This is a genomic window from Gammaproteobacteria bacterium (assembly GCA_028817225.1).
GTDB lineage: Bacteria > Pseudomonadota > Gammaproteobacteria > Poriferisulfidales > Oxydemutatoraceae > Oxydemutator.
Map to the genome: position 1 here is coordinate 1 of JAPPQC010000032.1, position 3,829 is coordinate 3,829.

A 3,829-nucleotide genomic window follows, 5' to 3' on the forward strand; every position below is an offset into this window, starting at 1 on the left:
AAACGGCCCGTCTGCATTATACTGCCCGCCGGTTCTTTGCGATGCGGGCTGTTCCGCGTCGGGACACCCGTACAAGGAGATTACCAATGAAACAATCCATTGCGTGGGCGGTTTTGCTCATTCTGGTTCCCTGCTTTGTGCACGCGGGCGGGGAAGGTTTGTATGTCGGCGCCCATGCCGACTTTCAGCGTTATGAAATCGACGAATCGGAGATAGACTTTGACGACGATGACGCCGGCCTTTCCTTCGGCGTTTATGCCGGTTTCGGCAAAGAGGTTGGGAACGGCTTTTATGCCGCGTTTGAGGTTGAAGGGAATACCGGCGGCAACAAGGTTGGCGAAGATGGTTTTGTTTGCATAGCCACCGGAGCGAATACCACGCTTCAGATACGCCGGGAAGGGTCTTTGGGCGCGCATGTATTGCTCGGAAAGGCGATACCGGCGGGCCGCCTCTACCTGAAGGCCGGGCGAGTCAGGACAAAGTTCAATGCAAAAGACAGCGGCTGCCCCGGTCTTTTCAGAGGCGACGGATATGAAAACGGCAACAGCCTCGGCATTGGCTACGACTACGACCTCAACGAACAGTGGTCGGTGCGCGGGGAATACTCGCACATCGGCTACGAGAGCGACGGCGGCGATGACGATATTTTGCGGCTGGGCGTTGTGTTTCGCCTTTAGGCGGGACGGGGAATAGTGCGGCGGCAAAGGCACAGAGCGCGGGGGCGGCTTTGCTTTTGGCGGCAACCGGCGTAAAATCCGCCTGTTCAACGGGTCGTTAGCTCAGCTGGTAGAGCACCGGACTTTTAATCCGATGGTCACAGGTTCGATCCCTGTACGACCCACATCCGGTTCAGAACAAAAAAGGCCGCCCGAAGGCGGCCTTTTTGCCGGATGCCGGACAAGTCAGCCAAGGAAAATGGCCGCGACAATCGCGGCGGTACTGAGAGCAATGGCAAGGATTGTGTGTCTCTCGTTGGACACAATCCTGTACTGCAACTCGACTATCTCGGCCTTGGTCGCCATCGGCTCCAGCGCCCTGGCAACGGTGTTGGCGATGACCTTCGCCGCCGCCTCGGCCTGCTCCCGCGTCATGCCGGTTTTCTCCAGATGGTGGACATCATCTATCATGTCGTTCATTAACGCCTCCATTAGATTATAGATGGAAAACGCCCACTAAATGTCACAAACGCCGTAACTTTCGCAACTTTCCGATAAACGGCAGTATTTCACCCGACGAACGGTAGTACACCGCCTGCACCGCCGCCAAAACCGCTACGCGCCGCTCTTCTCAACGCGCACGCCGGCATCGGCGCCGACCAGCAGCACATCCGCCGGGCGGTGTGCGAACAGGCCGACGGTGACAACGCCCGGTATCCGGTTGATGCGGTCTTCCAGCGCCGCCGGCTCGGTGATGTCAAGGCGGCGCACATCAAGAATGACATTGCCGTTGTCGGTGACAAAACCGTCGCGCCATTCGGGAACGCCGCCAAGTTTGACCAGTTCGCGCGCCACCAGGCTGCGCGCCATCGGAATCACCTCCACCGGCAGCGGAAAAGCGCCCAGCACCTTGACCTGCTTTGATTCATCCACAATGCAGACGAAAGATTCGGCGGCCTCGGCGATGATCTTCTCGCGCGTCAGCGCGCCGCCGCCGCCCTTAATCAACTGCAACCGCGGGTTGGCCTCGTCGGCGCCGTCCACATACAGCGCAAGGCCGCCGGCGGTGTTCAGGTCCAGCACCGGAATGGAAAGGGCCTGAAGACGCGCGCGCGTCGCCTCGGAACTGGCGACGGCGCCCTCGATGCGCCCGCGCGCCCCGCCCAGCGCGTCAATGAAGTAATTGACGGTCGAGCCGGTGCCGACGCCGATGACATCGCCCGCCGACACATAATCCAGCGCGGCGCGCGCGGCGGCCTGCTTCTGTTCGGCGGCGGTCATTCGCGGGATTTTACAGTATCATGCTTTCTTGCAACAATGCCTTTCGACGATTACATCCGGGCGATTGACGCCTGCAAGGTCTATGATGTCGCGCAGGTCACGCCGCTCGACCCGGCGCCCGGCCTGAGCGTGCGCCTCGGCAACGACATCCGCCTGAAACGCGAGGACTTGCAGCCGGTGTTCTCGTTCAAACTGCGCGGCGCCTACAACAAGATCGCGCACCTGTCGCAGCGCGAACAGCGCGCCGGCGTGATTGCCGCCTCCGCCGGCAACCATGCCCAGGGCGTGGCGCTGGCGGCGCGCAAACTCGGCATCCGCGCGCTGATTGTGATGCCGCGCACGACGCCGCGCATCAAGGTCGAGGCCGTGCGGCTGCTGGGCGCCGACATCATCCAGCACGGCGACGCCTACGACCAGGCCTGCGAACACGCGCTGCAACTGGCAGGCGAACGCGAGATGACTTTTGTGCACCCGTACGACGACCCGCATGTCATCGCCGGGCAAGGCTCCGTCGGCAAGGAGATACACGAGCAATTCCACGGCGAACTGCACGCGGTGTTCGCGCCGGTCGGCGGCGGCGGCCTCGTCGCCGGCGTCGCCGCCTACCTGAAACACGCGCGCCCCGACACGCGCGTCATCGGCGTCGAGCCGCAGGACGCGCCAACGCTGGACGCGGCGCTGCGCTGCGGCGAGCCGGTTACGCTGGAGCATGTCGGGCTGTTCGCCGACGGCGCCGCGGTGCGCCGCATCGGCGACGAGACTTTCCGCGTCGCGCAGCACACGGTGGACGAGGTGGTGCTGGTCACCACCGATGAAATCTGCGCCGCCGTCAAGGACCACTTCGACGACACGCGCACGCTGCTGGAGCCCGCCGGCGCGCTGTCCATCGCCGGCATGAAGAAATACGCGCGCGAGAAGCAACTGCGCGGGCGCAGCCTCGTCGCCATCGCCTCCGGCGCCAACATCAACTTCGACCGCCTGAAGCACATCGTCGAGCGCTATGAAATCGGCGAAGGCAGCGAGTCGCTGCTCGCGGTCACCATTCCCGAACGGCCCGGCAGTTTTCTCGACTTCTGCCGCGCCATCGGGCGGCGCACCATCACCGAGTTCAACTACCGCTACGCCGACAACGAGCAGGCGTGCATCTTCGTCGGCCTGCAATTCGACGACGCGGCGGCGGAGAAAGACGCCACCATCGCAACGCTGCGCGAGCACGGCTACCGCGTGGCCGACCTGTCAGACAACGAGATGGCGAAACTGCACCTGCGCCACATGATCGGCGGCCACGCCGGGCACCCCGACGGCGAGCGCCTGTGCCGCTTTCAGTTCCCGGAAAGGCCCGGCGCGCTGCTGGAGTTTCTGGAATACATCGGCGGGCGGCGCTGGAACATCAGCCTGTTCCACTACCGCAACCACGGCGCCGCCTACGGGCGCGTGCTGGCCGGCATACAGGTGCCGGACGACGAACTGACGGGCTTCACGGCGCTGCTGGAGAAGTCGCAGTACGCCTACCGCGACGAGTCGCAAAACCCGGCCTACAATCTGTTTCTGGCTTAGGCGCCCGCGCGCAGGTCTCTGATTGTGTTCTTGATCAGCGAGTAGAAAAAGCCGATTATCGCCAGCAGCAGCACGCCGGAAAAAAGGCTGAACCAGAACAGGTAAGCCACCATCCACAACGCGCCTATCATGACGAAAACCGCCAGCACGCCCAGCACATCCTGCCACACGCTGCCCAGCATGTGGCTCAGCCGGTCGGCGGCCTGCAGGAACAGCAGGACAATCACCGCAATCAGCGCGACGGCGACAATAAAATAGACAATATGTTCAAATCCACCCATGGGTGTTCCCTCCTTGCCCGCTAAACTACCAGCAACCGCGCCCAAAGTCCAGCC

General features: G+C 62.8%; 5 protein-coding genes and 1 tRNA gene. 3 read left to right on the top strand and 3 right to left on the bottom strand.

The features are described 5' to 3' along the window. The first annotated feature begins 86 nt into the window (after positions 1-86). Positions 87-677 (top strand): outer membrane beta-barrel protein, encoded by a 591-nt coding sequence (locus OXU50_04480; protein MDD9869132.1) that lies wholly within the window; start codon positions 87-89, stop codon positions 675-677. Positions 678-768: 91 nt separating this feature from the next. After that, positions 769-841, top strand: a tRNA-Lys gene (locus OXU50_04485). Between the two features lie 61 nt (positions 842-902). On the opposite strand, the gene OXU50_04490 is transcribed toward OXU50_04485, so the two are convergent. Together OXU50_04490 and rpiA are read right to left on the bottom strand one after the other, a co-directional pair. Further along, positions 903-1,136, bottom strand: coding sequence for a hypothetical protein (locus OXU50_04490; GenBank protein MDD9869133.1), 234 nt, complete (start codon positions 1,134-1,136; stop codon positions 903-905). 135 nt (positions 1,137-1,271) lie between these two features. Next, a complete protein-coding gene (rpiA, locus tag OXU50_04495; protein MDD9869134.1) occupies positions 1,272-1,937 on the bottom strand; it encodes a ribose-5-phosphate isomerase RpiA in 666 nt (221 codons plus the stop codon). 36 nt (positions 1,938-1,973) lie between these two features. Between rpiA and ilvA the strand changes: the two genes are divergently transcribed. Continuing rightward, complete coding sequence (gene ilvA, locus OXU50_04500; GenBank protein ID MDD9869135.1) at positions 1,974-3,494, top strand: threonine ammonia-lyase, biosynthetic; 1,521 nt, start codon at positions 1,974-1,976, stop codon at positions 3,492-3,494. Here ilvA and OXU50_04505 read toward each other — a convergent pair. Continuing rightward, on the bottom strand, positions 3,491-3,775 hold the full coding sequence (locus OXU50_04505; protein ID MDD9869136.1) for a hypothetical protein: 285 nt from the start codon (positions 3,773-3,775) through the stop codon (positions 3,491-3,493). The two genes, ilvA and OXU50_04505, sit on opposite strands and share 4 nt — an antisense overlap. Between the last annotated feature and the right edge of the window lie 54 nt (positions 3,776-3,829).